We start from the raw sequence: 21,872 nt of genomic DNA on the forward strand, positions 1-21,872 counted from the left end.
GGTGGAGTTCTGGAAAACATGTTCCAATCAGAATTTACATTTAAGCTTTCCCAATTCTACAGAGAAAGTTTCATAGTTTACGGAATAGTCAATCGGGCACTCAATAACTGCCACTTTATTCAGGGCAAAAGCTCTCTCTAGAACTTCCGTAAGGTCATCATCTTCCTTAATCCTTATACCCACAGCCCCGAAACTCCTGGCGAAGAGAGAAAAATCAGGATTTCCATAGTCCAGCCCGAAATTCTCAAAGTGCATCTTTTTCTGTTTCCATTTAATAAAGCCGAAACCATTGTCATTGAGGATAAGGACAACAACAGGAATTCCATAGCGGATTGCGGTCTCAAGTTCCTGGCAGTTCATCATAAAACCCCCATCCCCGCAGATTGCAAGCACGCGACGCTCCGGATTAAGAAGCTTTGCGGTAATCCCTGAAGGGAGACCTGCACCCATGGTTGCAAGGGCATTGTCAAGGATTACAGTATTGGGGGCATAGGTCTTGTAAAGGCGAGAGAACCAGAGCTTATAAATCCCATTGTCCAGTGTGATTATATCTTCCCTCCCTAGCACCTTTCTAACACTCTGAACTACGGCCTGTGGGAGGGGAGGGTAGCTTTTCCTGGCAGGAGCATTTATTTTTTCCTCAATGAAACTCCTGGTGTGTTCAAAGATCGGAAATTCCCGTTTTTCCGGAATACTTGCAGCAAGTTCCCGGATTGAAGAGGCTATATCCCCGATGATTTCTACTGTGGGGTTAAAGTATCTATCAGGTACGGATTCCACGAAATCAATATTTATGATCTGCTTATCCAGTGTCATATTCCACAGGTAGGGAGGATATTCAACTATATCATATCCAATGGTAATAATAAGATCAGCCCCGTCAATCCCGCAGTTAACATAGTCTCTTGCATGAATCCCTGTGGCAAAGAGACTGTAGCTGCAGTCGTCAGGAACGACTCCTTTACCCATCTGAGTATGCACCAGGTAGATGCCTGTCCGCCCGACAAAATCTTCGAGCTCTTCAGTGACCGATTTTCGGTTCGCTCCTGAGGAAACTATGATCAGGGGATTTTTAGCCTCACAGATCATGGTTGCAGCTCTTTTTACAGCCTCAGGATCAGGATAAGGAATTTTAATTTCGCTTCGCTTCTGCACCGTCGCCTCAGTTTCTTCTTCAGCTACGTCTTCCGGAAGCTCAATATGTATAGCTCCCGGCCTTTCAGCTTCCGCGTGTTTGAAGGCATTGCGGATTACTGTGGGAATCATTCCCGGATCGGTAATGGAAACAGCCTTTTTGCAAAGAGGTTCCATCATCCTGACAACGTCTACAAGCTGGAAGCGGGCCTGCCAGTTGTCAGTCAGAGCCTTCTGTCCAGATATGGAAATAAGAGGCGCTCCTATAAGCTGTGCCTGGGAAACTCCTGTAACAAGATTTGTGGCTCCTGGTCCAAGCGTTGAAAAACAGACTCCTGGCTTTCCGGTCAATCTCCCATACGTTGCAGCCATAAACGCAGCAGCCTGTTCGTGCCTTGTTACGATCAGTTTGATTCTGGAAGTCCTCAGTGACTCAAGCAGATCAAGGTTTTCTTCGCCTGGCAGTCCGAAAATGTATTCAACGCCTTCTTCTTCAAGCTGGGCAACGAAAAGATCCGAAGCTTTCATGAATAAACCCCAATATAGCTATCTAACTTTTGTTCAGGTCGAATTTAACTTTACTCAGGTTTGTTTATTATGCCTTGGTTAAGTTATTAAGCTTAGATTAAATTTATTGTTCAGGCTTGAACAGATTTTTAAGCTTAAAAAGTAACTGTCAAGCTTAAACAAGCAGACTGTCAAGCTTAAACAAACTCTCAAGTTTAAACAAATTCTCTTAGTAAAGTCTGGTTAAGGTTTATTCGATAAAAACTTCAATCAATTCTCAGCCCTTTAGACTCACTTGTTGACCACAACCGTCTTTATGTTCACAAATTCCTTGAGTCCATAGTGAGAAAGTTCTCGCCCGATTCCAGATTTTTTTACTCCTCCAAAAGGCAGCCTCGGATCGGATTTAACCATTCCATTAATGGCCACAAATCCAGATTTTATTCTCTTTGCCAGCCTCTGGGCCCTTTCAAGGTTTCCTGACCATATCTCGGCTCCGAGCCCAAATTCTGTAGAGTTTGCAACTTTGACGGCTTCATCTTCGTTCTCTACCGTGATCACCGGAGCAATGGGTCCGAAAACCTCTACATTGCAAACCTTCATGTCGGTACTGGCTGCAGGGATCAGGGTCGGCCGAAAGAAAAAACCATTTTTACGCTCTTCTCCGTAAACGTGAGGTTCTACACCTTTCTTTTTTACGTCTTTCAAGACTCTCTCAAGACTATCTATAAGTTCTTTCTTTGCAAGAGGCCCAATATCGGTTTCCTCGTCCATAGGGTCTCCGATTTTCAGTTCCTGCATTTCAAGCTCAAATGCCTCGATAAAGTCTACAGCAATATCTTCCAAGACAATAAATCGCTTGGCAGCAATATAGCTTTGTCCGGTATTTAGAAAACGGGACTTTACGGCAACCTGCGCAGCCTTTTCGATATCAGCGTCCTCAAGTACTATGAAAGGATCCGAACCTCCCAGTTCAAGTACAAGGGGCTTTACCAAGCTCCCTGCAAGTTCCCCAATCTCCGAGCCTGTGTCTATGCTGCCAGTAAGCGAAACTCCGTCTACAATTTCTTCTTCAATAATTTCCATTGCAGTTTTTGAGTCAATTAACAGAGTATTAAATACGTTTTCAGGAAATCCAGCCTCAAGAAAAAATTTTTCGATTTCCAGCGCCGAAGCAGGCACATTCGAGGCATGCTTGATTACGCACACGTTTCCCGCACACATTGCTGGTACTGCAAATCTGAAAACCTGCCAGAACGGGAAATCCCAGGGCATGATCCCAAGGATTACTCCAAGAGGCTCAAAGGTTACATAACTTTTCTCAGCTCCTGTATCCACAATTTCGTCTTTCAGGAATTCGGCCGCGTTTTCAGCGTAATAATCACAGATCCGGGCGCATTTTTCAATCTCATCTCTTGACTGTCTGATAGGTTTTCCCATTTCCTTTGTAATGATTTCGGCATAAATTTTGATATTCTGCCGAAGGACCTTCCCAGCTCTTGAAAAATATTTTGTTCTTTCCTCAACAGACAATGAACTCCACCCGGAAAAAGCAGCCCTGGAATTTTCAATCATGGACTCACATTTCCCGAAAGAAAATGAGTCATATGTCCAGTTTACCTCTTCAGTATAAGGATTCACAGATTTTATTTTCATGACTTCCCCCCAAAAAGTCATCTAAAAGTCACTTAACAATAATGGAATTGCCAGTATTATAATTTAAAGAAATTGGGAAGAAAATAAAGATTCCGGATCTTACATACATTCCTAAAATGCAATCTGGAGCAAATAGTCAGATATAAAACTATATTTTATCTAATATGATTAATTATGTTCAGAATCTAGTAGAAATAGTTATAATATCCAAATATCAATTATAGAACATCTATTAATAACGAATATGATTATATGTGGGGGAAAAATATGAAAAAATCACTGATTGTCTTAATAGTATTGTTTGGAATATTTCTGGCAATAGGATGTGCTGGTAAGGAAGGTGGAGCTCCAAATGAAACAGGAACTCCAGAGCAAGCAGTAACTCCGGCTGAAGCAGTTACTGAAGTAGAAAATGTAACTGAAGTAGAAAATGTAACTGAAGTAGAAAATGTAACTGAAGTAGAAAATGTAACTGGAGTAGAAAATGTAACTGGAGTAGAAAATATAACTGAAATAGAAAATATAACTGGTACCGAAAATGTACCTAAGCATGTTAGTAGTATCCAAATAAAGAAGGCACGTATTCTAGAGAACACTCAAGCTGGGAATAATACCAGCGAAAGCGGAGTAATCAAAGTAACTCCCAGCAACGATTAATAAATCTTTTAAGGGTATCTTAGAACTCTGCCTCTAGTTCAGAGACTTTGTAATGTGCGTTGCCTTTATATACGAATTCTTAAACGCATAAGGCGGTAGCTGTGAATTCTCATTCAGCAACCAGATTAATAATATATAAAGTTAGACTTTACCGAAAAGGTACTTCTACAAATATTCAATTTGTGTGACACAGTAATAGGAATATAACAGTAAAGAAGTAAGATAGGTCGGCAACTTGGTATTTAAGCATTTACTGTAATTTGCCCTTGCATCTATCTTACTTTAACGAGAAAGCCTTTTAAAGATTATTTCATTTTTTCGTCACATTATATCCTATTTTCTTGTCAATGAGTTTAATTTATTTTTTAATTTATCAACGACGTTAAATCTGGTTTCCTTCAGTCCCATTTTAAAAAACTCTTTTTTCATAAATCAGGAGAAGATGAAATCAGAGAATAATAGGTGTGTTGAGTAAACCGAAGGTCCTTATTTTCAGAGAAATTAAGGTACTGTGTGGCAAGATCATAAGAAGAGTTATGTTCAGAATCTAGCAGCAATTATTATAAAACCTCAATGTCAATTATAAAGCATCTGTTATAAAACACATTAATTAAGTGGAGGGAAAATATGAGAAAAGCATTGGTCATATTGATAGTGTTGTTCGGTGTATTCCTCGCAATAGGATGCGCCGGTCAGAAAGAGAAAGCTCCAAATGCGACAGGAACCCCAGTAGAAGCTGTAACTTCAGTTGAAGTAGTAACTGCAGGTAAAGCTGTAACTCCGGTTCAGGAAGTAGTAGTTGAAACTGCAGTTGTAAAAGAAACCCCTGTCAAAGAAGTAACTCCGGCTACAGGAGTAACTCCGGCTACAGGAGCAACCAGGACAACTATACAGGGCAACAACACTACTGTAAACAGGACCACTATACAGGGGCCTAACGCTACTGTAAACAGGACCACCATAAAGGGACCTAATACTACTGTAAATAGGACTGTAGTCAAAGTAAATCCTTAATACATGGCAAGGGAGACTGAAGAAGTAAATAAAATTTGGGCAGAGTTCTAGGTAACTCTGAGTCAAGTCGAATTATCAAGTGATGTTCAGGAATTATCCGGATTCTGCCCATAACACAAAATTTTATAAAAATGACTTTACTTTTTTAAAAATTGTTGTACTATTTCCAGATAATTTTCAAAATAATTTTGAATTGTTTCACGAACCCAACAGTAAAATGTATATTATAATATGTCAATCTCACTTTAAAAGACGTCGTTTTCATCTTCGGAAAGAGCTAAACCTGAAAAAGAAGGCTTGTAAAATTTATAGGAGAGTATGACTTTAAAGAGCTTCATTACCAAATTAATAAGAAGGAAAACTATTTTTAGAATCTGGCAGGCACTATTATAAAACCAAGCAATAAATTATAAAATACTCTATTTTTTATGGGGAGAGAATGAGAAGAGAACTTGCAATTTTCATGGTCTTATCTATCATATTTCTGGCAATCGGATGCGCAGGAAATAAACCGGCAGCGTCACCGAAACGCCTGCAGTAGCTCCTGTTGAAACACCTGTAGTCCAGTCTCGAATGTAGCGCCTCAACCAGCATTCAAGGCAAGATTTTTGAAGTTGCCAATTGAAAATTTTTCCTTTAGCCCTGAATCAGTTAAAATATTAATCAGCGATACCGTAAGATGGACGAATAAAGATTCAGCAGTTCATACAATGAGAGGACCTGATTCTGAACCGGTGAACTGAGAACAGGAGATACGTACGAGTTCCTGTTTACAGACGCGGGAACCTATAATTATGACTGCTTGATCCATCCTTCTATGAAGGAAACTGTAATGGTTAATGAAAAAAGTGAAGACTTGTAAGAGTATTGAAATTTGAAATAGAGAATTGCTATAAATTTCCATTTTATGAAAAACAATTCTTTAAAGCTTTTTTTACTTACTTTTTAGTGCTGGGTAAACTCTAATCCTTTATCAAGCTATTCATCCATTTTCAATTTCTGTGGGTAAAGTGTTTAAAGCACAGATAGGAATTAATGAAACCGCATTTTATAATGAATTTTGTTGTAAAAATACAGTCATTCTTTTGCTTCGAAATCAACTGCCTGGAAGGATTTCACTCCTATTTACAAAAATAACGGGCAGGAAAATACTGAAGTTTCAGGAGGATTCAATGAGAGTTTTACAATAACGGAAGAGGAGATAGAAGGATCTTACATTGTAAAACCAAAAATCAGCTCTGTAGAAATACTCTTCAAATAGACAGAATTCTGGTTTCTGCGAGCACGACTCCTATTCCCTGGGTGCCTTCAAGGAGCTTGATCACGAGTGGTGGGCCTCTACTATGCGTATCAGATCTTCTACATCATCAGGCGATCGGGCATATCCTGTGTAAGGAAGTCAGACCCCCCTACTGGAAAGAAGCTGTAAGGCTCGCAATTTATCCCTATAACTAGTACTGCGATTCCGAAGTAGGTTCATAAAACTTGGCTTTTGAATAGATCCGAAGATCATGGATTATTCCAGAAAATAAGGAGTTAATTTTGGAATAGAAGCACTAGATATTGCCACGGATTCATTTACGCAGAAGACCCCCATTAATTCGAACTGCCTTACCACTGCAGTTCCGTAGAATGTAATTGAGGACCCGATTCTGGGGATGATGGCATCAAAATCACAAAGGTTATTTCCACTGTAGTGGATCGTAGGATGGGATGAGGTAATATTCATATAGCAGCGCGTTGTTTCGATTACCCACATCGCATGCCCTCTTTTTCTTCCTGCCTCCAAAAGACGGCGAGTAGAATACGATTTCTTTTCCTGTGACAGCATTTCTATTTTCACGCTAAGCCTTCCCCCTTCGGGCCGCTTTATCCAAAAATAAATCTTAAAATAAAAATTTAAGAATTTTGAAGAAAATAGTAAAACTGATAAGAATAGGCTATTGGACAAAAATAAGTCGTTTTATGTGAAAGTCTTCTTACTGGATATCTCCCCCTACTTCGGCATATCTGGGATCAATTTCTATAGCTTTGCTGTATGCCTCTTCAGCCTCTTCTTCCCGCCCTAGGAAACTCAGACAGACAGCTTTCCCAAACCATGAGTCTGCAGCCTCAGGATTGAGCTTGAGTGCCTGCTCATAAATCTCCAGCGCTTCTTCGAAACGTTTGAGCTGAGCAAGTACAAAACCCAGACTGGAATAGGCTTCTAGATACTCAGGGTCAAGCTGTGTAGCTTTCCTGTACGCTTCTGCGGCTTCCTCAAATCTTTGCATCTGGCTTAGGGTAAAGCCTTTATTGTACCATACATCGGCATTTTCGGCATTGATTTCGATTGCTTTGTCAAAAGCTTTGATTGCCTCATCGTATTTTTCAAGGTTTTCGAGATCTATTCCCATATTGTTCCAGGCGTCATCATTTTCAGGGTCCAGTTCCACAGCTTTTTGATACGCTTTAAGGGCCTGCCTGTAACTTCCAAGGCTGTCCAGATCCACTCCTTTATAGTGCCAGGCTTCTACAAAATTAGGATCAAGTTCGAGTGCCTTGTCGTACGCAATAATTGCTTCGTCATAGTTGCCCAGTTGCCCCAGAGCTATACCTTTTCCTACCAAGGCTTCTTTATAATCAGAATTATCCTCAAGGACTTTTTCATAGGCTTCGATAGCCGCCTCATAATCTCCTGCCTGACTCAAGTTCAGGGCCTTTCCGTACCATGCATTAGGATAGTCTGGTCTGAGCTCAAGGGCTTTTTCATAGGCTTTAACGGCTTCATCGTACTTTCCAACCTGAGATAAGGAGAAGGCCATATTGTTCCAGATATCTGGATCCTCGGAATTGATTTTGACAGCTTTGTCATAGAGCTCAAGAGCTTCCTCATATTTTCCAATGGTTTCAAGGACCTGAGCCTTATTATTTAACAGGTTTATATTCTCTGGATCCTTCTCGATTGCTTTATCAAAGGCTACAATTGCCTCATTAAGCTTGCCACTTCTAAGAAGGTCAAGTCCGTATTCGTTAAGTTCGGCTGCCAGGAACTCATCGCTGACTTCCTGCTTACCTATATCCCCCGAATCACTCAAAACATACATGTCTTCGGAAACCGTCTCTTCTTCAGATTTTTCTTTCCCGCCTTCTTCTCTGAAGGTTTTGTCTTTTGGTTCATCGGAACTCATATCAAAATTTCCTGCTCTGCCTTTTATAGTAGATCCTGCGGATTCTTAAATACCCGCGTTCGATATTTACTTAAATTCGTTGTTCGTTTATGATTTATACATCTGTCCTTTATGGCTTTTATAGCCTCTCCCCGAAAAGCTCTGAGAAAAGTTCCGGAAAGAAGAGCAGAGAATGAAAAAGCAAAATTTACATAGTTTAGAAAAAGCGGCAGGCCCGAAAAAAATGGAAGAGATTGAGAAGAACATGAATATAATTCAGAGAAACCTAGAGCGGACTTATTCCGGAGCTCTGAAAGCCGTGCTTTTTGATATGGATAACACTCTCTTTGATTTCGTAGCCGCAAAACTGGAAGCTTGCAGGGAAATTCTCTCTTTTATTTGGAGGGGAGATGTTACTGAAAAACCTTCGGAACTTTTCAGGTATTTCTTGAGAGGAGTTTACGGTTTTGAAGATTACGAAAATATTCGAGACTACATGCAGGAAAGAGATGTTTTTACAGCCCAGGGCTACAGGAAGTGCTGTGAGATCTATGAGCGGGAAAAACTGCAAAATCTCGAACTCTATCCAGATGTAACGGATACTCTTGATAAGCTGAAATATCTGGGCTTAAAGCTTGTGATTATAACGGATGCCGATAGTCATCATGCCCTGGCAAGGCTTACAAGAGTCGGGCTTCTTAATTACTTCGATCTTGTTGTGGCTGCGGATACGACAGGCACAAAAAAACCAGATCCATCACATTTTCTTTTCGCGCTTGAAGCGCTCGGGATAAAGCCCGGAGAAACTCTGGTAGTGGGAGATAGTATCAAAAGAGATATAGCTCCTGCCCGCAAACTTGGATTGAAAACCGCTTATGCTTCCTATGGAGACTGGAGACCTGGAGAAGAAACGGATCAGCGCTTTGATTTCAGGCTCGATACATTTTCGGATATGCTTGATATACCCGGGCTCTAAGCAGCAAACTTTTTAAAAAAGTCTTGACCGAAAACCTTTTCAAAAAAGGTTTTATCGAAAACCCGAGCAGCGGCGTGATCAACCGGCGAAACGGTTGCAGCTAAACGGGTGTGCTTGATCGAAAAACCTGAGCTTTGAGCGGATATGCCAGTAAACCTGTAAGCTGTAAACCTGTAAACCAGATACATCAGGAGAAAAGAAAATTTTTGGAGAAATGAAAACTTTTGGCCACCAGTCCTGATGATTCCGAAAAGAAATTTTCGGCTAACGGCTTTTTCTGGCTCTGGGTCTTTGAATTGTGTGGAAAAACCTGAAATATTACTACTCAAAGAAGATCAGAATATATCGGATTTATATCAACTGCTCTCTCGTAGGCCTCCATTGCTTTCTGATGTTTCTTAATCCTGTCGTATACGATACCTTTACCAATCCAAGCTTTTGTAAAACTTGGATTGATCTCGATAGCTCTCTCAAAAGCTTGAAGTGCCTCTTTGTATTTTTCCAGGTCTCTCAGAGCAATTCCCTTATTGTACCAGAAACGGGCATTATCGGGATTTGTCTTTATCTTAGTGTCAAAAATCTCCACGGCCTTTTCGATATAAAGTCTTGCTTCTTCGTGTTTTTCAAGCCAGCGGAGAGCCACACCCTTGTTATAAAGGGCCTTCCCGTTCGCAGGGTTCAATTCAAGAGCCCTGTTAAAAGCACTAATGGCTTCTTCATAACTTTTTATCTTGCAGAGCCCCATACCTTTCTTGCACCATTCACTTGCGCTCATGGAGCCCAGATCGTAATTCTTCTCATAAAGGCGGATAGCCTTCTCAAAATCATCCATAGCATCCTCGTATGCCTTCATTTCTCTCAGAGCCATTCCCCGCCTGTACCAGACTTCAGGATCCTCAGGAGCAAGATATATAGCCCGATAGTATGCATCCAGAGCTTCTCTATACTGCATAAGACCTATAAGCAGTTCACCTTTGGAGTACCAGGTCTTCGCATCCGCAGGATTGATCTGAAGAGACCTGTTAAGGGCATCAAGAGCTTCATCATATCTGAAAAGCCTTTTCAGAACCATCCCTTTGCTAAACAGGATTTTTGCATTGTCAGGGCTTATTTCCAGAGCTTTGTTGTATGCATCCAGAGCTTCTGCAAATCGTCTAAGTTCATGGAGTGCAATACCTTTATTATACCACTCGTTCGAAGTCATCACTCAACCACACCTTTTTTCGATAACGTTTTTCCACCTTTTATCACATATACTCTAGCAATAATAATATGCCTTCAGAGCGTTAAATTAATTTTGTACTTTAGCTCCGTACTAAAAATAAGGAGATATCTGCAGTTTCACGTCATAATTTATGTGTTAAGAGTACATTTACAGTTACACACAATAATCTATGTTTTTGCTCTTTTTTAAGGATTTTGAAAAATTCTTATTCTTTTTTATTTTAAAAATAAAGTCTTCAAAGTCCGGGCAAGAATTCGATAAACTAAAATAACTTTATACATGTTTTTCAATTCATCCTTGAAATTAATAAAAATATATTTATCGTAGGCTCAAATTCTTCCTTCTTTCCTTTATTTCAATCGAATACCCCGCTAGCTTGCTGCGGGGTGCGCCAGCACAACTTTGATTTAATCCGTGGTTTTGCCCTGACCTGGAAAAAATTGATCTATAAAATAAAACCTGAAAAATCCGATAAGTTCGATTTTAGCAAAAGTTGAGATCCCCTTCTCTCACGGCCTGTCAAGAGTCTGATTATCGACTTCTCACACTGAGGAATTGAGGAATTCTCTAATTTGGGGAGACTTGGACAAGGACCATATACTTGAATTCAGACCTAATTCAGCTCTTAATAGCTTCTCATCTTCATAATGTATATTTTAAAGATCTTTTATAAATAATAAAGATAACTATCTAGAGAATCCTGGCATACTTAATAAATTAATTAGTATAATATTAGAAACTCGTGAAAATAACGACAAAGACATTTAGTAAAGCCATTTAATAAGGAATTTAACAAGAGACTTTATAAAATCATCTAACAATATTTATGACATACAGAAGTATTTCTTACATGTCAAGAGGATCAAAAAATTTTAAATGATTGCCCTGAAAAACTCTTCAGAGCAGGATTTAATTTTGTAATATTTAAAATAGAAAAAGGTTTTTCTGCTATAAGCCGGCTTTGGAGTTAGAAATGAGTACGCTTCAAAATCATTCCCACTCTGGCTCGCAGTTCCCCCGGGTTAAAAGGCGTAGTAACATAATCATCAACTCCCGATTCTAAAGCCTGAATCCTGTTTTTCACCTCTCCTTTTTCATTGAGCACCATCACTGGGATCCACCAGTACCTTGAACTGGTTCTAAGCTGTTTGCAGATCTTAAAGCCTTCAAGGTCTGCAAGCCCTGTATCCAGCAGGACAAGATCGGGTTTTTCAGCTTTTACGGCTTCAAGTGCGGAAAGATTACCAGGGACTTTGACAACATTATAATTTTCAGCTTCAAGTGTCACCTTAATACTAAGGGCACTGCTTCCATCTCCCATAATCAGGATTTTCTGCCGCGTATCATTAAGATTTGCAATTCGGGTCTTTACCAGTTCTTCTGGAACTGAAAGATGGGAGGCAATCTCCCTTTCACTTATTTCAGGTTGTCCTTCAATTAATTTCAAAATTTCATAATCAAGATTTTTATTATTCATCACCCTCCATCACCATACAGTATATATTTTCTTAGCTATTAAACATTTCTCAAATTTTTCATAATAAACGTTCCTTTAAATTTAATACGGTATGAAGAGTATAGAGTTATCCAAATATTCAGAAGAATTCTTATGAATCGTCGGCTTGACCAATTAGGAGATAAGTTTATAACCGTAAATAGCAAGTTAATATTGGAAATAAGAATCGCTTACAGAGAACAGCCACCTCTGAGATGATATCAATGGATCCAATGGAAAAAATTTTTGGTAAAACCGCACAAATGACAGTACTCAAGAATCTGATCGAACACCAGAACGAATCAACCTACCTTTCGGGAATAGCTGAAGAAACTGGCTTGTCTCACTCCAGCGTATCAAGGGTTATTACTCCCCTGATCGCATCGGGCATCGTCATAGAAAAGCCCCTGGGAAAGCAAATTCGGACTTTCCAGCTGAACATGGACAATGAGGCAACAAGGCTGATCATAGATTTCTACAATAAAATCAATCAGATGCTTGAATAAGCATTAAAAGCAGAAGCACAAAAAATGAAAATCGGGAGCAATGCAAGCTTACTGTACCGTCTTTCGAATTTATGAACAATTTAGAATTTTGAACAATTAAGCTTTAAGGCAATTCCAGCCTGAAGGTCTCGATTCGGATAACTCTTCAGGTAACCTGTTTCAGACAATTTCAGCTAGAAGATCCTGGTTCGGATAGTTTTCATCAAGTCTCTTTTTTTAAGCTTTCTATGTACTCATTTGCAGCAGTAGCTGCGAGTGCTCCATCTCTAACGGCTGCCACAAGCTGCCAGATAGGTGTATCACGACAGTCTCCTACAGCATAAATTCCTTTCTTAGAGGTTTCAAGGAAGCGGTCCGTCTTGATAAAACCTTCCTCATCCTTTTCCACATCAATGATTTCGGTGTTCGGGTGGATGCCCACGTATATAAAAACCCCGTCCGCAGCCAGTTCGTGCTGTTCTCCACTTTTAAGATCCTTATATACTATTTTTTCGACTCTTCGAATTTCTCCGCTACTTCCCAGGATTTCCAGGATACAGGCATTGAAAATGAATTCAAGGTTCGGAGTTGCAAAAGCCCTGTCCTGAAGGATTTTTACAGCTCTCAACCGGTTTCTCCTGTGAAGAAGATAGACCTTCCTGGCAATTTTCGAAAGGAGAATAGCGTCCGTAATCGCTGAGTTCCCACCTCCGACTACTACGACGGTTTTGTTTCTGAAAAAAGGTCCGTCACAGATAGCGCAGTAAGAGACCCCTTTACTAATAAATTCTTTTTCCCCAGGCACGTTTAGGTGCTTGGGATTTGCGCCTGTAGCTACTATAACAGCTTTCGATTCAAAGTCTCCGCTGTCCGTAGAGACGATTTTCTTCTCCCCCTCGCTGCGCACAGAGAGAACGTCAGTTATCTTTGTTTCTACCCCGGCTTCCTGAGCATGACTTTTATATTTTTCCATCAACTCAAGCCCTGAGATTGCTGGAAAGCCAGGGTAATTCTCCACTACATCTGCAAGCGCAATCTGGCCGCTAATTTCGCTTCTTTCAAGAACCAGAGTATTAAGTCCGAAGCGTACGGCATAGATGCCGGCTGCGAGCCCTCCAGGCCCTCCTCCTACAATTATCAGATCGTACATACTACTTGCCTCCTGAATTCCTAAAAAAAGTTTCAGAAAACATACATCGAAGATTAACTCAGCTAATACGGGATATAGCATCGGCTTTTTTCGGGAGGCCTGTAAAAGCTACCTTTCCATCAATAATGGTCGTAGGAACCCCAACTATGCCGTATTTATCAATCAATACCTGGCCCTCTGGAGTTTCCACATCTATTTCTTCGTATTCAAAGTCATAATCGGATTTCAGGTCTTTCCAGAGTCTTCGAGTTGCCGGACAGGCAGTACACCAGCTGGCGTGAATAAGCGTAACTTTAACCATAAAAACCCCTTTAAAAACTGCAATTGTAAGTCCATTCTATTATTAATTTTCATATATAAATAAGTTAAGCGTACACGTAAATCCGGAAAAATAAATAGTATTGTTGCTTCAATCTATGATTATTGCTTCGATCTCTCCGAACAAAAAGCTTTAAACCAGCAGGGCTCTTAAAACGGGCTATGCTTACATTTATAGGTCTGGGCCTTTTTGACGAATATGACATTTCTTTAAAGGGACTTGAGGCTATCAGGGAAGCTGACCTGGTTTATGCGGAATTCTACACATCCTGTCTCATGGGTACAAACCTTGAAAAAATGGAGAAACTCTATGGGAAGAAAGTCTTTTTGCTTTCAAGAGAGAATGTGGAGCAGCATCCTGATTGGCTCTCCGAGGCAAAGGACAGGAATCTTTGCTTCCTGACTGGCGGAGATACAATGGTCTCTACAACCCATGTAGATTTGCGTCTGAGAGCTGAAAAACTGGGGATAGAGACCCGCCTGATTCATGGGGCTTCCATTGCCTCGGCTATCTCGGGTCTTACAGGATTGCAGAACTACCGCTTCGGGAAATCCGCAAGTATTCCTCATCCCTATGAGAGCAGGAGAGGCACAAGGATAATCTCGGAAACTCCTTATGATATAATAAAACAAAACCTGGAACTTGGCCTGCATACTCTGGTGTTTCTGGATATAGATAAGGAAAAAGGCTATATGACTGTAAATACTGCTCTTGAGCTTCTCCTCGAGGTTGAGGAAAAAAGAGGAGAAGAGGTCATGCACAGAGCGGCTGCAGTAGGAATAGCCAGGGCAGGCTCGGAAAACCCGGTCGTAAAAGCAGATTATGCAGAAAACCTGAAGGACTTCGATTTTGGAAAACCTCTCCACGTCCTCGTAATTCCCGGAAAACTGCACTTTCTTGAAGCTGAAGCGCTTGTGAAACTTGCAGGAGCCCCAATAGGATTTATGAAAGAAGTGGAGTAAAGAAGAGAATTATATTAAAAGCGTCTTCTGGTGATCATGATGCCTGCCGATCTGGATGAAAAAGTCAAAAGATACGAGGATATGTTAAAAAGAGCCCTCCAGAAAGCCAAATATGCCCCAATCCAGGGATCTCATATGTATGCCGTTGCAAAGGATTATTATACAATGGCAGAAGCCTACTATAAAGATGGGGTGTATTTTTTGGAGAATAGCGATCCTGTAAATGCTCTGGCCTCATTCAGCTATGGTCACGCCTGGCTTGATGCGGGAGCAAAACTCGGGGTTTTTGCAGTCGATGATGAAACTCTTTTTACTATATAAATGGAAAAGAGAATAAAAGAGGAAGAATAAAAGAAAATGAAAATGCCTTAACTCTGATTCCGGGGAGAAAGCATAGATTCCCTAATTGGAAGGATTAAAGTTTCAGGACTAAGAATTAAAAACTTAACTGAAAAACCATATAAAATCAAACGTGATACTATTCTATTTGAGGCAGAAACAATTTATATACTTTATTCTATTCTTTAGATCCTGTGGAAAACTTTTCCCAATCGGGAAATCTTCTTGAAAAACGTGCATAACAGAATAATTATGGTGGATAATAATGAAAAACTTCCATGTGGTACTTGAAGCAGCTTGGTTGGTTAGAGATGTAAAGACGGCTGATGATGCTATAGGAGTCGCGATTTCAGAAGCTGGAAAACGCCTGAATCCTAAACTGGATTTCGTAGAGGTTGACGTGGGCACTACATCCTGCCCAGTGTGTGGTGAGCCCTTTAGCAGTGTTTTCATAGCAGCAAACACCGCTCTTGTAGGTCTTGTTTTTGAGATGAAGGTTTTTGATGCCGAGTCTGCCGAACATGCGGAAAGGATCGCAAAATCCGTGATAGGAAAATCTCTAAGGGACATTCCGTTGACAGTTGTTGAGGTCACCGAATTCGAAAGGGCAGCCGAGAAGGGCGAACAGCAGAAGAGCAAAACAGGCAAATAACAGTTTTTTTCTAAGAACCTGTTGGGACAGAATAAGACATTATGCTGCGGCTAGTTATGCCTCTGGGTTTTGTTCAGATCTGACTTTATAAGGCTGAAAAGAGACCCTTGGTGAAAAAAGAATACCTATCGTTAATCGAAACCCAGCAAAAAAAGCAAGTTTTATCTCTCCTTCAGGCTTGGTTTTTAAAGTTTGATCCGGCACAAAGACCCGGGCTTTTTCACAACCCATGAAAAAAGAGGACACTACATGGACAGAGTAATTTCCATCGTAGGGCATACCGCCCTTGATTACATTGTAGATGTTGAAAAAATCGCAGGAAAAAACGAGTCGTCTCCTGTCATTGACTATGAAGAATACCCTGGCGGAGGGGCTGCCAATATTGCAGTTGCCATTGCAAAGCTGGGGGGAAAGAGCCAGCTGATCTCCTCTGTAGGTACGGATTTTGTAAGTTCAGGATATGAAAAACTCCTTACAGAAGCGAATGTTGACCTCTCCCACCTTTATAGAATTGAGGACCTGAAAATTTCCAAAGCCTTTATTTTCACTGACAGGGAAGACAACCAGACAACCTATTTTTACTGGGGAGCCTCTTCGAAATTCAAAGAATTGGAACCCGAACCTGTAGATTTTGTCCATCTTGCAACCGCTGACTCGATGTATAACGCGAAGCTCGCACAAATTGCCGGTTTCGTATCCTTCGACCCGGGCCAGGATCTTGTTACTTACTCGAAAGAAAACCTCGAACTCATACTCGCTCATACTGACATCCTTTTTGCGAATCGACACGAGATCAAGCGAGTTTCAGAGATGACCGGAAAAAGTTTTTCTGAACTCAAGGCTATGATCGACGTCATTGTGGTCACATACGATTCCAAGGGCAGCAGGATCTATACAGGTAATGAAGAATTCTTAATTCCTGTGATTTCTGTTCAAGCTACAGATCCCACCGGGGCAGGAGATGCCTACAGGGCAGGTTTCCTTCTCGCACTCACCAGAGGATACCCACTTTCCACATGTGGAAAAATAGGGTCTACTGTAGCTTCTTTTGCCGTACAGACACGGGGCTGCCAGACAGGTCTTCCTACCTGGAAAGAGATGAAAGTCCGTTATGAGACCAATTTTGGAAGGCTTGAGAAAGAATGCTGAAATTACAAATGCCGAAGAAAGCATGATCAAAAGTCAAAAAGTATATAAAATATTACTTAATGATCCACGCATTATAACCCCCGACGTACGAAAAAAGAGATTAAACAAAAAGGGATGCAGATGAAACTCGCAGCACTGATTTCCGGTGGCAAGGACTCGATTTTTGCCATATATAAAGCCCTCCAGGAAGGGCATGAGGTCACCCACCTGATTAATATTGTTCCCGCAAGGGACGATTCCTACATGTACCATTCCGTCAACCTCCACATGGTAGAACTAATCTCTGCCGCCTGTGAAATCCCATTGGTCCAGCAAGAGTCCAGCGGAATAAAGGAACTTGAACTGGATGACCTGACCCTTGCCCTCAAGAAAGTAGATGTGGATGGGGTATCTGTAGGTGCGATTGAATCCCAGTATCAGGCAGGTAGGGTGAAGAAGATCTGCGACTCCCTGGGGCTTAAGGTCTATACTCCGCTCTGGCATAGGGATCCTGAAGAATTGCTCAACGAGATGTCAAAAGTGCTCGATATTCGGATTGTCAGGGTCGCAGCTGACGGTCTCGACAAATCATGGTTAGGTCGTCCTATAAATGTAAACTCAATCGAACATCTCAAAGCCCTGAATAAACGGTACATGGTCCATATGGCCGGAGAAGGTGGAGAATATGAGACTGTTGTGCTTGATGCTCCCTTTTATAAAAAACGGATTGAGATTGTAAAAAGTGAAGTTGAATGGCAAGGCGACACTGGTTCCTTAAAGATCCTGGAAGCAAAACTCGTCGACAAAAACTGATTCTCAAAAAGCTTCCTGAAAAACAGGTGAATCCAGAAGACGGTTTCATCTATTTCATATTTTAGAAGCGCTATAAGCGCTGCAATTCTTTAAAACATAATTTTTTTACTTTAGATTCTTCAATTTTCGCTTTTTATTCTTTAATTTTTACTTTTGATCCCTAGTTTGACAGTATCCACTAATTGGTACTGAATATTACCCTTCTTTTTTGGTTCAATTGTGCTTGACACTTCTTTTAAATTTATAAAAATTTGTTATATATTCTATGTAGTTCCACTCTTTTTTGATATGATTAAGCTATTGATCGGTCAAAACTCGCAAAAATATAGTTTTTGATTCCACTTACCTTGAACTCGATTGTAAGTGTCAAATTCTTCAAGTTTTTTTAATGAATTTTGTAGATATGTGTTTTAGCTCCTGAAATTCATATCGCATCAGCGATATGAATAATTGAGCGATAAATCCAAGGATAATAGATCCATAAACGCTATCATCCGACCAAACTCTCAACGGCTTAACGTTAATAACCGGGGATGCGTTAAGGATTCGGAAATTCTCGAAGCTTTCAGGGTAAGCCAGGACAGGGTCATATCTATGGCGCTTATCCATGAAGAACTGCATGAAGGCGGAAAAATCGACACACTGAATTTTTCACCGTATCTGGAGAGACTGGTTGAGAATCTTTTCCGCACGTATATACTTGGAGATTCCAATATTAGCTTAAATCTGGATCTTGAAGAGAATGTTTCTTTGATATGGATACTGCAGTTCCTTTAGGGCTGATTGTTAACGAACTTGTCTCCAATTCTTTAAAATACGCATTTCCAGACAGAAACAACGGGGAAATCCAAATAAAACTCTTCAGTCAGGAGGCTGGAGAGAAACTGAATAATGAAGAGAAACTTACCGATAAAAGCAGCAGGTATACTCTCATAGTCTCAGATAATGGAACTGGAATCCCCAAAGATCTCAATTTTAAAAATTCAGAAACGCTTGATCTGCAGCTTTGTGTCCATTCTTGTTGACCAATTAGACGGTGAAATCGAGCTAAAAAGGGATAAAGGAGCCAAATTTACTATAAAATTCAGTACAGCAGAAAAATTAATAAAAAATTATAAATTTTCATACTTTCTTTAAGTCCGGAATAAGCTTTTAATTCTCTTTTTCGTAAGAGACTTTTTTATTTTATGCAGAAGCAATAGGATGATAAATACTCAGGATTCTTGCCTTATTTTTTAGAATCAGCCATCTGAGTTCCTTAAATATGAATGAAGCGCAATTTAACATTAAAGATTAGAAATTCCATGAAATCAAAGTTGCGCTGGTGCACTCCGCTGCAAGCAACGGGGTATGTTCGCGCCACCGCTCCAAATTCCGTTAAAGGAAATAATAGCCCAAAACAATTTAGTTTGAGCAGAAGTTAATAACCGAAAAATGGAATTGATAATTATATAGTCATCAACGATTACCGGGGAAGTTTTCCATCCCCGCAGCAAGCTAGCGGGGTATTCGACGGAAATAAATCTAGGTGAAATCGGTAGATTGATTAGAACTTATGATGAAAGCTTATTATAAAAGCAGGTGGTCCTTTTTTCGATATGGGAAAATGCGCACTATAGGCGCTGTTATTTTACTCAAAGAGAGTTGCCTTACATGGCTACGGTTTCTCATATATTTCGGGAGGAAGGAGAACATTTGATAGCTGATGGAATGAGACTTGCTGTTACTAGAATTTTGAAAGATTTCGATCTGGCTCTGATAGAGCTTCCTCCCGAATGTATGGTTAAAATTACCGAGCTTGGTAGTGCAGCTGAACTAGAGGAAGCTTTTCTTGTCAATGATATCCATATTATCCGGTGCAAGGTAATTAATGCCGGAGCTTCACTGCTTTATCTGGGCTTTCGATGCCTTGATATGCCGAAACCGGGGGATAGCAGTTCCCCTATCCTGCAGGCAGGGAAGATAATTGGGATTATATTTTCGGTGATGCTGAACAATTGCATGGGGATTACAATCTCTTCCAGTATTCTCCGCATCCTGGGAACTAGGATTAAGAAAAAATCGATCTTAAGCAAATAAGACTCTTTTTACGAATAGCTTTTTTTAGGTAATAATTTTTAATAACGTGGCTCTTAAAGAAACTTTTCTTTTAAGAAACAAAGTAGTTAAAAGTCCCCGAGAATCTACAACACACTTCTTCTTACCTATTCAATCATGTTAAAGTTAATGTACACAATCTGTTGCCACGTTCCAAGAGTAAGGGTTTTTTCAACAAAAGGCACTGTAAGGCTCGGGCCGATGAGCATGGCTCTTAAATGCGAGCCTCCGTTATAATCTCCCCAAGGTTTGTAGTGGTGATAATCCTTGTCCAGAGAGATTAGCTTTTCAAGCGTTTCAGAAACATCTTTTGAGAGATTGAGCCCAAATTCAATTGTAGTTATTGCTCCGGTTGACCCAATGCAAAAGATCGTAACCGTTCCGGTTCTTATTTTTTATTTTCTTACTTCTTCTGAGATCACTTTGGTAATATCAACAATTCCGCAGTCCTCTTTCCCAGTTACTGAGATTTCCCTTGTTTCCACAGGCGTGAAAAGATGATTGGAGACTCCGATTAATAAATTCTTCCAAATATCTGAGAAATCTCCCGATTGTCTTTCTACTGCTGCACGGCTTGTAAAGAGCATGATCGACGCAAAAATCAGGAAAGAGTGCGGAGATACCCATTTTCGGATTCTATAACGCCAATTGCCTTAACTTTCACTCTTATAGCTAATTTGGCGACCCTGCTTGGTTTTACTGCTCTGGCTGGTTTCACTGTTATGGCTGGTCTCATTATCCTTACCGGTTTCATTATTTTGGCTGGTTTTATTATTCTGGCTAGCTTCGAGAGCCTGACTGGTTCCGTTTTCCTGATGGGCTCCGAGGTCTAATTGACCATCGGGGTAGCCTTCATCATAGCCGTGTATGTAACCTTCGTTGTAACTGCTATTGTCACCTAATAAGCCAGCTTTGACATCGTAATAGTTGCTATTGAAAGCATTCTTGTAACTGGCTCGGTAGCCGTCTTCGTAGCCATGCTGGTAGTCGGGGGATTTCATACCCGATAATTTTACTCCTAATATCAAAGTTAATATAACAAAGACTGCCAGCAAAACTCCACCTATTTTTATCCAATTTTTATTCGATTCGTTTGTCAATCAGCTTTCCCTCGGCAGATTATTAATAATAGATATTCATATTTATCAGACTGTATAATATATATTGAATAATATAATTATATATACTTTGGGTAAAATCATTTAGATTATATACAGAAGATATACACGTTGTTTAAGGTATGATAAAGAGCTAGTTTGTTTTGTGTTACTTCTTAATGTGTATATTTCTTTTGATTTTATTCTCTCAGTCATCTCTCATTTATGCCTGGTTCACACTTTATTTTTGGTATACATTTTAACACAAAGTTATACTAGTAATTTTGATCGGGAACTCTGGTCACTAGATAAAGTTCTCAGTGACAGCTATATGCTTCTCATATTGGAAGCAAGTCCCGATTTATAGTAAATTACATAGATAGTAATTATTTACATATTGTAACCTGTCAAATACTTTTATCCTGAATGATGCAGAAGAACTAATATTGAATAATATTTAGAGCTTTTGGGTAATATATCACTTTTGAGATTATGTTTTTTGGCCACTAAAAATGAGTCTGAATCTTCCTTCTTTCCTCTCAAGTCTCTAAAAGTAAGCGTCTAAAATGAAAGCTATTTTAAACCTGTTACAGCCATTCTCTCAACTACTATAAGGGTTAAACCATGCAGTGATTAAAAGAAATTGAGCTGTAAGATTTAATAAAAAATCAACATACGAGAGTTGCCAAGCCAGGTCAAAGGCGCCAGACTTAAGATCCGTTTACGAAGGTATTTGTGGGTTCGAATCCCATCCCTGGCATCTGTTTTAAAGATATGTTCAGTTTTTAAAATACCTTTCTCAAATGACTATCTTTTCTACAACTATTTTTTCTTGCCTTGGCTTTAGTCCCCGCCGGTAATAGTCTCCTTCTGGTGTCTTGATACACTCATTAACCATCTCTTACAATAGCTGAAATAGACACAAGTTTTCCAGTGATGTAAAAAACCGGAAAATTCGACTTTTCAGATATCAACAGATTGATAAAGTAGGATAGCTTCAATTGAATTTAGCGATAC

The 21,872-nt window shown here is 40.0% G+C and carries 21 protein-coding genes and 4 pseudogenes; 12 read left to right on the top strand and 13 right to left on the bottom strand.

The features are described 5' to 3' along the window. Positions 1-27: 27 nt before the first annotated feature. The gene (locus tag BP621_RS07680) at positions 28-1,662 is read right to left on the bottom strand and encodes an acetolactate synthase large subunit (RefSeq protein WP_292388924.1); all 1,635 of its coding nucleotides are present in this window, start codon (positions 1,660-1,662) and stop codon (positions 28-30) included. A gap of 270 nt (positions 1,663-1,932) precedes the next feature. After that, positions 1,933-3,297 carry an NAD-dependent succinate-semialdehyde dehydrogenase gene (locus tag BP621_RS07685; protein ID WP_292388925.1) on the bottom strand — a complete coding sequence of 455 codons (1,365 nt, stop codon included), beginning with the start codon at positions 3,295-3,297 and terminating at the stop codon, positions 1,933-1,935. Positions 3,298-3,564: 267 nt separating this feature from the next. On the opposite strand from BP621_RS07685, the gene BP621_RS07690 reads away from it, so the two are divergent. Further along, positions 3,565-3,954 carry a hypothetical protein gene (locus BP621_RS07690; protein ID WP_292388926.1) on the top strand — a complete coding sequence of 130 codons (390 nt, stop codon included), beginning with the start codon at positions 3,565-3,567 and terminating at the stop codon, positions 3,952-3,954. Between the two features lie 627 nt (positions 3,955-4,581). Next, positions 4,582-4,968 (top strand): hypothetical protein, encoded by a 387-nt coding sequence (locus tag BP621_RS07695; protein ID WP_292388928.1) that lies wholly within the window; start codon positions 4,582-4,584, stop codon positions 4,966-4,968. 426 nt (positions 4,969-5,394) lie between these two features. On the opposite strand, the gene BP621_RS07700 is transcribed toward BP621_RS07695, so the two are convergent. The 4 genes and pseudogenes from BP621_RS07700 to BP621_RS07710 all read right to left on the bottom strand — a co-directional run bounded on the left by BP621_RS07700 (position 5,395) and on the right by BP621_RS07710 (position 8,138). Next, a complete protein-coding gene (locus tag BP621_RS07700; protein WP_292388930.1) occupies positions 5,395-5,562 on the bottom strand; it encodes a hypothetical protein in 168 nt (55 codons plus the stop codon). 677 nt (positions 5,563-6,239) lie between these two features. After that, a pseudogene (locus BP621_RS17055) lies at positions 6,240-6,415 on the bottom strand (30S ribosomal protein S6--L-glutamate ligase); the annotation flags it as partial. A 105-nt stretch (positions 6,416-6,520) separates the two neighbouring features. Beyond that, a pseudogene (locus tag BP621_RS07705) lies at positions 6,521-6,811 on the bottom strand (30S ribosomal protein S6--L-glutamate ligase); the annotation flags it as partial. A gap of 136 nt (positions 6,812-6,947) precedes the next feature. Beyond that, positions 6,948-8,138 carry a tetratricopeptide repeat protein gene (locus BP621_RS07710; protein ID WP_292388933.1) on the bottom strand — a complete coding sequence of 397 codons (1,191 nt, stop codon included), beginning with the start codon at positions 8,136-8,138 and terminating at the stop codon, positions 6,948-6,950. 172 nt (positions 8,139-8,310) lie between these two features. On the opposite strand from BP621_RS07710, the gene BP621_RS07715 reads away from it, so the two are divergent. Then, the gene (locus BP621_RS07715; protein ID WP_292388935.1) at positions 8,311-9,093 is read left to right on the top strand and encodes an HAD family hydrolase; all 783 of its coding nucleotides are present in this window, start codon (positions 8,311-8,313) and stop codon (positions 9,091-9,093) included. A 325-nt stretch (positions 9,094-9,418) separates the two neighbouring features. Here BP621_RS07715 and BP621_RS07720 read toward each other — a convergent pair whose 3' ends face one another. Further along, the gene (locus BP621_RS07720) at positions 9,419-10,297 is read right to left on the bottom strand and encodes a tetratricopeptide repeat protein (protein WP_292388937.1); all 879 of its coding nucleotides are present in this window, start codon (positions 10,295-10,297) and stop codon (positions 9,419-9,421) included. Positions 10,298-11,285: 988 nt separating this feature from the next. Next, positions 11,286-11,795 (bottom strand): response regulator transcription factor, encoded by a 510-nt coding sequence (locus tag BP621_RS07725; protein WP_292388947.1) that lies wholly within the window; start codon positions 11,793-11,795, stop codon positions 11,286-11,288. A 242-nt stretch (positions 11,796-12,037) separates the two neighbouring features. Here BP621_RS07725 and BP621_RS07730 point away from each other — a divergent pair, with 242 nt between their 5' ends. Then, positions 12,038-12,319 carry a MarR family transcriptional regulator gene (locus BP621_RS07730; RefSeq protein WP_048105965.1) on the top strand — a complete coding sequence of 94 codons (282 nt, stop codon included), beginning with the start codon at positions 12,038-12,040 and terminating at the stop codon, positions 12,317-12,319. Between the two features lie 202 nt (positions 12,320-12,521). On the opposite strand, the gene trxB is transcribed toward BP621_RS07730, so the two are convergent. Together trxB and BP621_RS07740 are read right to left on the bottom strand one after the other, a co-directional pair. Further along, the gene (gene trxB, locus BP621_RS07735) at positions 12,522-13,448 is read right to left on the bottom strand and encodes a thioredoxin-disulfide reductase (RefSeq protein WP_292388950.1); all 927 of its coding nucleotides are present in this window, start codon (positions 13,446-13,448) and stop codon (positions 12,522-12,524) included. A gap of 58 nt (positions 13,449-13,506) precedes the next feature. Continuing rightward, positions 13,507-13,749: a glutaredoxin family protein gene (locus BP621_RS07740; protein WP_292388951.1), complete on the bottom strand. Its 243-nt coding sequence runs from the start codon at positions 13,747-13,749 to the stop codon at positions 13,507-13,509. 179 nt (positions 13,750-13,928) lie between these two features. Here BP621_RS07740 and dph5 point away from each other — a divergent pair, with 179 nt between their 5' ends. From dph5 to BP621_RS07765, 5 genes are all read left to right on the top strand, one after another. Next, positions 13,929-14,729, top strand: coding sequence for a diphthine synthase (dph5, locus tag BP621_RS07745; protein ID WP_292388953.1), 801 nt, complete (start codon positions 13,929-13,931; stop codon positions 14,727-14,729). Between the two features lie 39 nt (positions 14,730-14,768). Then, positions 14,769-15,050 carry a DUF357 domain-containing protein gene (locus BP621_RS07750; protein ID WP_292388971.1) on the top strand — a complete coding sequence of 94 codons (282 nt, stop codon included), beginning with the start codon at positions 14,769-14,771 and terminating at the stop codon, positions 15,048-15,050. 283 nt (positions 15,051-15,333) lie between these two features. Continuing rightward, positions 15,334-15,720, top strand: coding sequence for a DUF555 domain-containing protein (locus tag BP621_RS07755; protein WP_292388954.1), 387 nt, complete (start codon positions 15,334-15,336; stop codon positions 15,718-15,720). 249 nt (positions 15,721-15,969) lie between these two features. Beyond that, the gene (locus tag BP621_RS07760) at positions 15,970-16,869 is read left to right on the top strand and encodes a carbohydrate kinase family protein (RefSeq protein ID WP_292388972.1); all 900 of its coding nucleotides are present in this window, start codon (positions 15,970-15,972) and stop codon (positions 16,867-16,869) included. Between the two features lie 120 nt (positions 16,870-16,989). Further along, positions 16,990-17,661: a diphthine--ammonia ligase gene (locus tag BP621_RS07765; protein ID WP_292388955.1), complete on the top strand. Its 672-nt coding sequence runs from the start codon at positions 16,990-16,992 to the stop codon at positions 17,659-17,661. A 263-nt stretch (positions 17,662-17,924) separates the two neighbouring features. On the opposite strand, the pseudogene BP621_RS07770 reads toward BP621_RS07765, so the two are convergent. Next, positions 17,925-18,186, bottom strand: a pseudogene (locus tag BP621_RS07770) (IS1634 family transposase); the annotation flags it as partial. A gap of 12 nt (positions 18,187-18,198) precedes the next feature. Between BP621_RS07770 and BP621_RS17200 the strand changes: the two are divergent. Both BP621_RS17200 and BP621_RS07780 read left to right on the top strand, forming a co-directional pair. Then, positions 18,199-18,798, top strand: a pseudogene (locus tag BP621_RS17200) (sensor histidine kinase); the annotation flags it as partial. A gap of 444 nt (positions 18,799-19,242) precedes the next feature. Then, positions 19,243-19,740 carry a serine protease gene (locus BP621_RS07780; RefSeq protein ID WP_292388957.1) on the top strand — a complete coding sequence of 166 codons (498 nt, stop codon included), beginning with the start codon at positions 19,243-19,245 and terminating at the stop codon, positions 19,738-19,740. 125 nt (positions 19,741-19,865) lie between these two features. On the opposite strand, the gene BP621_RS07785 is transcribed toward BP621_RS07780, so the two are convergent. After that, entirely contained in the window at positions 19,866-20,129 is a 264-nt protein-coding gene (locus BP621_RS07785) for a YjbQ family protein (RefSeq protein ID WP_349682058.1), read from the bottom strand. Between BP621_RS07785 and BP621_RS07790 the strand changes: the two genes are divergently transcribed. Next, positions 20,026-20,259, top strand: coding sequence for a hypothetical protein (locus BP621_RS07790; RefSeq protein WP_292388958.1), 234 nt, complete (start codon positions 20,026-20,028; stop codon positions 20,257-20,259). The genes BP621_RS07785 and BP621_RS07790 overlap by 104 nt on opposite strands. 152 nt (positions 20,260-20,411) lie before the next feature. Here the strand turns inward: BP621_RS07790 and BP621_RS07795 are convergent, their stop codons facing one another. Continuing rightward, entirely contained in the window at positions 20,412-20,759 is a 348-nt protein-coding gene (locus BP621_RS07795) for a hypothetical protein (protein ID WP_292388959.1), read from the bottom strand. Between the last annotated feature and the right edge of the window lie 1,113 nt (positions 20,760-21,872).

This window comes from Methanosarcina sp. UBA5, from assembly GCF_002505485.1.
Lineage (GTDB): Archaea > Halobacteriota > Methanosarcinia > Methanosarcinales > Methanosarcinaceae > Methanosarcina.

Excerpts from the sequence above, each read along its gene's own strand:
- BP621_RS07680 (WP_292388924.1), bottom strand. The coding sequence starts at position 1,662 with ATGAAAGCTTCGGATCTTTTCGTTGCCCAGCTTGAAGAAGAAGGCGTT.
- BP621_RS07685 (WP_292388925.1), bottom strand. The coding sequence starts at position 3,297 with ATGAAAATAAAATCTGTGAATCCTTATACTGAAGAGGTAAACTGGACA.
- BP621_RS07690 (WP_292388926.1), top strand. The coding sequence starts at position 3,565 with ATGAAAAAATCACTGATTGTCTTAATAGTATTGTTTGGAATATTTCTG.
- BP621_RS07695 (WP_292388928.1), top strand. The coding sequence starts at position 4,582 with ATGAGAAAAGCATTGGTCATATTGATAGTGTTGTTCGGTGTATTCCTC.
- BP621_RS07700 (WP_292388930.1), bottom strand. The coding sequence starts at position 5,562 with ATGCTGGTTGAGGCGCTACATTCGAGACTGGACTACAGGTGTTTCAAC.
- BP621_RS07710 (WP_292388933.1), bottom strand. The coding sequence starts at position 8,138 with ATGAGTTCCGATGAACCAAAAGACAAAACCTTCAGAGAAGAAGGCGGG.
- BP621_RS07715 (WP_292388935.1), top strand. The coding sequence starts at position 8,311 with ATGAAAAAGCAAAATTTACATAGTTTAGAAAAAGCGGCAGGCCCGAAA.
- BP621_RS07720 (WP_292388937.1), bottom strand. The coding sequence starts at position 10,297 with ATGACTTCGAACGAGTGGTATAATAAAGGTATTGCACTCCATGAACTT.
- BP621_RS07725 (WP_292388947.1), bottom strand. The coding sequence starts at position 11,795 with ATGAATAATAAAAATCTTGATTATGAAATTTTGAAATTAATTGAAGGA.
- BP621_RS07730 (WP_048105965.1), top strand. The coding sequence starts at position 12,038 with ATGGATCCAATGGAAAAAATTTTTGGTAAAACCGCACAAATGACAGTA.
- trxB (WP_292388950.1), bottom strand. The coding sequence starts at position 13,448 with ATGTACGATCTGATAATTGTAGGAGGAGGGCCTGGAGGGCTCGCAGCC.
- BP621_RS07740 (WP_292388951.1), bottom strand. The coding sequence starts at position 13,749 with ATGGTTAAAGTTACGCTTATTCACGCCAGCTGGTGTACTGCCTGTCCG.
- dph5 (WP_292388953.1), top strand. The coding sequence starts at position 13,929 with ATGCTTACATTTATAGGTCTGGGCCTTTTTGACGAATATGACATTTCT.
- BP621_RS07750 (WP_292388971.1), top strand. The coding sequence starts at position 14,769 with ATGCCTGCCGATCTGGATGAAAAAGTCAAAAGATACGAGGATATGTTA.
- BP621_RS07755 (WP_292388954.1), top strand. The coding sequence starts at position 15,334 with ATGAAAAACTTCCATGTGGTACTTGAAGCAGCTTGGTTGGTTAGAGAT.
- BP621_RS07760 (WP_292388972.1), top strand. The coding sequence starts at position 15,970 with ATGGACAGAGTAATTTCCATCGTAGGGCATACCGCCCTTGATTACATT.
- BP621_RS07765 (WP_292388955.1), top strand. The coding sequence starts at position 16,990 with ATGAAACTCGCAGCACTGATTTCCGGTGGCAAGGACTCGATTTTTGCC.
- BP621_RS07795 (WP_292388959.1), bottom strand. The coding sequence starts at position 20,759 with ATGAAATCCCCCGACTACCAGCATGGCTACGAAGACGGCTACCGAGCC.